The sequence below is a fragment of the Pseudomonas sp. NPDC088885 genome (genome assembly GCF_044750025.1).
Lineage (GTDB): Bacteria > Pseudomonadota > Gammaproteobacteria > Pseudomonadales > Pseudomonadaceae > Aquipseudomonas > Aquipseudomonas rustica.
In genome coordinates this window covers 18,469-24,856 of the sequence record NZ_JBIVJB010000072.1, presented here as the reverse complement: position 1 = coordinate 24,856, position 6,388 = coordinate 18,469, and the positions used below count along the sequence as shown (strand labels likewise).

5 protein-coding genes are annotated in these 6,388 nt (G+C 59.5%); 2 read left to right on the top strand and 3 right to left on the bottom strand.

Going from position 1 to position 6,388, the window contains the following annotated elements:
* Window positions 1-30: 30 nt before the first annotated feature.
* Window positions 31-1,071: an NADP(H)-dependent aldo-keto reductase gene (locus ACIP1X_RS21830; RefSeq protein WP_400755025.1), complete on the top strand. Its 1,041-nt coding sequence runs from the start codon at window positions 31-33 to the stop codon at window positions 1,069-1,071.
* Between the two features lie 201 nt (window positions 1,072-1,272).
* On the opposite strand, the gene ACIP1X_RS21825 is transcribed toward ACIP1X_RS21830, so the two are convergent.
* Window positions 1,273-2,409 (bottom strand): acyl-CoA dehydrogenase family protein, encoded by a 1,137-nt coding sequence (locus tag ACIP1X_RS21825; protein ID WP_064120486.1) that lies wholly within the window; start codon window positions 2,407-2,409, stop codon window positions 1,273-1,275.
* Between the two features lie 250 nt (window positions 2,410-2,659).
* Here ACIP1X_RS21825 and ACIP1X_RS21820 point away from each other — a divergent pair, with 250 nt between their 5' ends.
* Window positions 2,660-3,556, top strand: coding sequence for a GlxA family transcriptional regulator (locus ACIP1X_RS21820; RefSeq protein ID WP_172680158.1), 897 nt, complete (start codon window positions 2,660-2,662; stop codon window positions 3,554-3,556).
* Window positions 3,557-3,817: 261 nt separating this feature from the next.
* On the opposite strand, the gene zapE is transcribed toward ACIP1X_RS21820, so the two are convergent.
* Window positions 3,818-4,912 carry a cell division protein ZapE gene (zapE, locus tag ACIP1X_RS21815; protein WP_053123668.1) on the bottom strand — a complete coding sequence of 365 codons (1,095 nt, stop codon included), beginning with the start codon at window positions 4,910-4,912 and terminating at the stop codon, window positions 3,818-3,820.
* A gap of 90 nt (window positions 4,913-5,002) precedes the next feature.
* A complete protein-coding gene (locus tag ACIP1X_RS21810; RefSeq protein ID WP_400755021.1) occupies window positions 5,003-6,358 on the bottom strand; it encodes a tryptophan--tRNA ligase in 1,356 nt (451 codons plus the stop codon).
* Window positions 6,359-6,388: the final 30 nt, after the last annotated feature.

Genomic DNA, 6,388 nt, shown 5'->3' with positions numbered 1-6,388 from the left:
TTTATGATTGTTTTGCCCAAGGAGTACCCGATGGACTATCGCCAGCTAGGCCGTACCGACCTGAACGTGAGCGCAATCTGCCTCGGCACCATGACCTGGGGCGAGCAAAACACTGAAGCTGAAGCCTTCGCCCAGATCGAACGCGCCAAGGAAGCCGGGATCAATTTCATCGACACCGCCGAGATGTACCCGGTGCCACCGAAAGCCGAAACCTACGCCACCACCGAGCGTTACATCGGCAATTATTTCAAAAGTCGCGGCGATCGTGCCGACTGGATCCTCGCCAGCAAGATCGCCGGCCCGGGCAACACCATCGACTACATCCGCGATAAAAACCTGCGCCACAACCGCCAGCACATCAACGCCGCGGTGGATGCCAGCCTTGAGCGCCTGCAGACCGATTACATCGATCTGTACCAGTTGCACTGGCCAGAGCGCAGCACCAACTTTTTCGGACAGCTGGGCTACAAGCACAAGATCGAAGCCAATTTGACGCCACTGGAAGACACCCTCGAAGCACTCGACGAGCAAGTGAAGGCCGGCAAGATTCGCCACATCGGTCTGTCCAACGAAACGCCGTGGGGCACCATGCGCTTTCTCGCACTGGCCGAAGCCCGTGGCTGGCCGCGTGCGGTGTCGATCCAGAACCCGTACAACCTGCTCAACCGCAGCTTTGAAGTGGGTCTGGCGGAAATCGCCATCCGCGAACAGTGCGGCCTGCTCGCCTATTCGCCGCTGGCGTTTGGTTTTCTGTCAGGCAAGTACGAAGGTGGCGCACGTCCGCCGAAAGGCCGTCTGAGCCTCTATAGCCGCTTCAGCCGCTATTTCAATGCGCAGTCGGAAGCAGCGTGCAGCCGTTACGTCGCCCTCGCCCGTGAGCACGGTCTGGATCCGGCGCAGATGGCGTTGGCGTTCGTGACCCAGCAACCGTTCGTCACCAGCAACATCATTGGTGCGACGACGCTTGAACAACTGGACAGCAACATCGCCAGTTTTGATCTGAAGCTTTCCGATGAAGTGCTGGAAGGGATTGAGGCGATTCACAAGGATCATCCGAATCCGGCACCTTGATCAGCCGCTAAAAGCTTCGCGAGCAGGCTCGCTCCCACAGGTACGGTGATCCCCTGTGGGAGCGAGCCTGCTCGCGAAGAGGCCAGTCTGATCGTTCCCACGCTCCGCGTGGGAATGCATCCCGCGACGCTCCGCGTCGCATCCACAGCGGAACGCGGAGCGTCCCCGGCGGCATTCCCACGCAGAGCGTGGGAACGATCATCAGAGCGACCGCGCAATAATCTCTTTCATGATTTCATTGGTGCCGGCATAGATCCGCTGCACGCGCGCATCCGCCCAGGCCCGGGCCACCGGGTATTCCCACATAAAGCCGTAGCCGCCATGCAGTTGCACGCATTCGTCGAGCACCTTGCATTGCAGGTCGGTGCCCCAGTATTTGGCCATCGCCGCCGTCGGCACATCCAGCTTGCCTTGCAGATGCAGTTCCAGACATTTGTCGACGAAGACTCGGCCGATCTGAATTTCAGTGGCCATCTCGGCCAGTTTGAAGCGAGTGTTCTGGAAATCAGCAATCGCCTTGCCGAACGCCTTGCGATCACGGGTGTAATCCAGCGTCCATTGCAACGCTGCTTCGGCTGAGGCCAGACCGCCAATCGCCACCGTCAGGCGTTCCTGAGGCAACTCCTGCATCAGATAAGCAAACCCTGCCCCGGCCTGCCCTAGCAGATTTTCTTTCGGCACGCGTACGTCCTGGAAGAACAATTCTGACGTGTCCTGCGCCTTCATCCCTACCTTCTCGAGGCGTTTGCCCTTCTCGAAGCCTGGCGTATTCGCTTCGACCAGAAACAGGCTGGTGCCCTTGGCGCCGGCCTTGGGATCGGTCTTGGCAACGACGATCACCAGATCCGCGAGGAAGCCGTTGGTGATGAAGGTTTTCGAGCCATTGATCACGTATTCATCGCCGTCGAGCACGGCGGTGGTTTTCACGCCTTGCAGGTCGGAACCCGCGCCAGGTTCGGTCATGGCGATGGCGGTGACCATCTCGCCGGAGACCAGTTTCGGCAGGTATTTGTGTTTCAGCGCTTCACTGCCGTAATGCAGGATGTACGGCGCGACAATGTCCGAATGCAACGAGAAACCGATGCCGGTCAGGCCCAGCCGGCCGACCTCCTCGATCACCACGGCGCTATAGAGAAAGTCCGCCCCCAGCCCGCCGTATTCTTCCGGCAAATGCGAGCAGAGCATCCCCGCCTCCCCGGCCTTGTTCCACAGCTTGCGGTCGATGTGGCCTTGTTTCTCCCACTGCGCATGGAACGGCACGGCCTCTTTTTCGAGGAAGGTTCGTACGCTGTCGCGGAATAATTCGTGCTCGGAGCTGAACAAGGTTCTGGGGATCATGCGGCACCTTTCTTTCTTGTTGGAGGGAGATGACCCTCAGAGACTAAGCCTCCCCTCCGACACAGGACACTGGACACATCCGACAAAAAATAAGACGATCCAGCCGTCTGGTGACCACTTTCCCTTATAAAAACAAAACAAAAGTTGAATTATGTCCAAGCAAGTCTCCACGCCCTTGCGGCGCGTCAGCATCCTGGCTATCGACCGGGTTTTCGCCTTCACCCTCATGCAAGCCAAGGATTTTTTCCATGTGGCGAGCCTGCGCTACGGCAAACAACTGGGCCACGGCCTGACACCGGCGTTTGAAACGCGCATCGTCAGCCCCGACGGGAAACCGGTGACAAGCTTCAGCGATGTGGTGATCCCCGTCGACGGTGGTCTGGAAAACACCGATATCATCATCCTCCCGGCGTTCTGGGATGACTTCGAAACCCTGTGCACCCGTTACCCGCAAATCATGCCGTGGCTGCGTGAGCAACACGCTCGCGGCGCTGTGCTGTGCGGCGAAGCCACCGGGGTGTTCTGGCTGGCCGAAGCCGGGCTGCTGAATGGCAAGGAGGCGACCACGTACTGGCGTTTCTTCAACGCCTTCACCGAACGCTTCCCCAAGGTGCACCTGAATCAGGACAAGCACCTGACCGACGCCGACAACCTGTATTGCGCTGGCGGCACCACGTCGGCCTGCGACCTTTACATCTACTTGATCGAGCGCTTCTGTGGAGCCAACGTGGCGCAGGCTGTGGCCCGCGACATTCTTTACGAAGTGCAGCGCAATTATTCGCCGGGGCGCATTGGTTTTGGCGGGCAGAAGCTGCATCAGGACGTGATCATCCTGCAGATCCAGCATTGGCTTGAAGAGCACTTCGCCGACAAATTCCGCTTCGAAGATGTGGCGCGCGAGCATGGCATGAGCATTCGCAATTTCATGCGCCGCTTCCAGACTGCGACTGGCGACAAGCCGTTGCATTACCTGCAGCGGCTGCGCATCGAGACGGCGAAGGGCTTGTTGTCCGGCAGCCGCAAGAGCATCAAGACCATCAGTTATGAGGTCGGTTACGACGACGCGAGCTTCTTTGCGCGGTTGTTCCGTCAGCACACTGAACTGTCGCCGAACCAGTATCGGCAGCAGTTTCAGCAAGCTGCCTAACCCTCCCCCCCCGATGATCGTTCCCACGCTCTGCGTGGGAATGCTGCCAATGGACGCTCTGCGTCCGCCCCGGAATGTGACGCAGAGCGTCACGGTATGCATTCCCACGCGGAGCGTGGGAACGATCAAGATCGCAGCCTGCGGCAGCTCCTACAGAATGGCGTACACCTGTAGGAGCTGGCGAAGCCTGCGATCTTTTGATTCTTCAGCGCATAAAAAAGGGCCTGCAATTGCAGGCCCTTTTTATTTGCCGAAATCCGCTTAAGGCTTGTGCGCCCGCGACAGGAATTCGTGCGACTGCATTTCCAGCAGACGGCTCAGCGTGCGCTGGAACTCGAAATTCAAGCGGCCGCCGGTGTACAGATCCTTCAGCTCGACTTCAGCGGAAATGATCAGCTTGACGTTACGGTCGTAGAACTCGTCGACCATGTTGATGAAGCGGCGAGCGATGTCGTCGGTGGTGACGCTCATCTGCTCGACACCGCTGAGCAGCACGGCGTGGAAGATCTTGCCCAGTTCGATGTAGTCGTTCTGGCTACGCGGGCCGTCGCACAGTTCGCGGAAATCGAACCAGGCCACGTCGTCGCAAGTACGCAGGGCGCGGATCTCGCGGTTTTCGATCATCAGCACGTCGTTCTCGACCGCAGCGGTGCATTCCGGCGTCAGCGCGCGGAAGCTCTTGCGCAGGCTTTCGTGGGACGCTTCGTCGAGCGGGAAGTGGAACAGCTCCGCTTGTTCGAGGTGACGCAGGCGATAGTCGACGCCGCTGTCGACGTTGACGATCTCGGTGTTCTGCTTGATCAGCGCGATGGCCGGCAGGAAACGCGCGCGTTGCAGGCCGTCCTTGTACAGACCGTCCGGGACGATGTTCGACGTCGCGACCAGAGTCACGCCGTTCTTGAACAACTCTTCCATCAACGTGCCGAGAATCATCGCGTCGGTGATGTCGGAAACGAAGAATTCATCGAAGCAGATCACTCGCGACTCGTCGGAGAAACGCTTGGCGATGATGGTCAGCGGGTTTTTCTCGCCGCCGAGGGTTTTCATCTCTTCGTGCACGCGCTTCATGAAGCGGTGGAAGTGGGTGCGGGTCTTTTCCTTGAACGGCAGCGCTTCGAAGAAGGTGTCGACCAGGTAAGTTTTGCCGCGACCTACGCCGCCCCAGAAATACAGGCCCTTGACTGGCGTCTGATCCTTTTTGCCGAACAGCTTGCTCAGCAGACCCGGCTTGTTTTGATCGGCGGCGATCAGATCGTCGTACAGACGCTGCAAATGACGCACAGCAGTTTCCTGCGCGGCGTCATGGAAGAAGTCCGGGCGTTTCAGATCAGCTTGGTATCGTTCTAGGGGCGTCATAATTCGTTAGCAAGGCAACAAAAACGGGCCGTCACTGTAGCGATGGCCCGGAGGAATGGCAATCGGCCCTTGGTCGGGCCGTGCCGCCGATTAGTCTTGAACCGGGGTCAGCGCGACGCGCAGCGCCTCGATGGCCGCATCGCGAGCCGCCGCGTCGGCAAACGCCGGGCTGTCGCCCACGCACTCGCCTTCGAGCCAGACGCTGAAGCTCAGGCCTTCGCTGCGTACGTCCAGCGCCTGACCCGATTGCAGTTGCTTGGTCACCTGACCTGCGGCTTTGCCGTCAGCGAAGTTGCGCGACAGCAGCAATTGCTCGCCATCGGCCGCCAGCAGACGGAAACGGAAGCTGCCGTCGTCTTCACGGAAGCTGACGAAACGCGCGGCTTTCGCGGCTTTCTTCTTGGTGGTTGCGGCGACCTGAACTTGATTGACGAACGAACGCAGGCCAACGGCTTCGCGCAATTCGTTGAGGAACGGCGTCGCCACGGCACGGGCCTTTTTCGCACCGATCTGCAGGATATCTTCCAGATCCGCCGGACGTTCGATCAACTGGTGATACTTGTCGCGCGCTTCGCCGAGATCTTTGTCGAGCAACTGGAACAGACGGCTCTTCGCCTCGCCCCAACCCAGACCACCGAGCAGTTCACTGCGGAATTCGTCAGCCTGCGCCGGTGTGGCGAAGGCCTGGAACAGTGTAAACAAGTGCGAATTGTCCGGATCTTTCGCTTCGCCTGGCGCTTTCGAGTCAGTGACGATCCGCGAAATCGCGTCCTTCATCTCTTTGGCGCTGGAGAACAACGGGATGGTGTTGTCGTAGCTTTTCGACATCTTGCGACCGTCGAGGCCCGGCAACGTCGCCACGCTTTCTTCGATCAGCGCTTCGGGCATGGTGAAGAATTCTTTGCCCTGACCGAACAAGTGGTTGAAGCGCTGGCCGATGTCGCGGGCCATCTCAACGTGCTGGATCTGGTCACGACCGACCGGCACCTTGTGCGCGTTGAACATCAGGATGTCCGCCGCCATCAGCACCGGGTAGCTGTAGAGGCCCATGGTGATGCCGGCGTCCGGGTCTTCACCGGTTTCAACGTTCTTGTCCACCGAGGCCTTGTAGGCGTGCGCACGGTTGAGCAGGCCCTTGGCCGCGACGCAGGTCAGCAGCCAGGTCAGCTCAGGGATTTCCGGGATGTCGGACTGGCGGTAGAAGGTCACGCGGTCGACATCGAGGCCACCGGCCAGCCAGGTCGCGGCGATTTCCAGACGCGAGCGCTGGATGCGCAGCGGGTCATCGCATTTGATCAGGGCGTGGTAGTCGGCCAGGAAGTAGAACGAATCGGCATTGCTGTCGCGGCTGGCGAGGATCGCCGGGCGGATGGCGCCGGCATAGTTGCCCAGGTGCGGCGTGCCGGTGGTGGTGATGCCGGTGAGGATACGGGTACGGTTCGTCATGGGTAATCGCTTGTCAGACTGCAATCAATT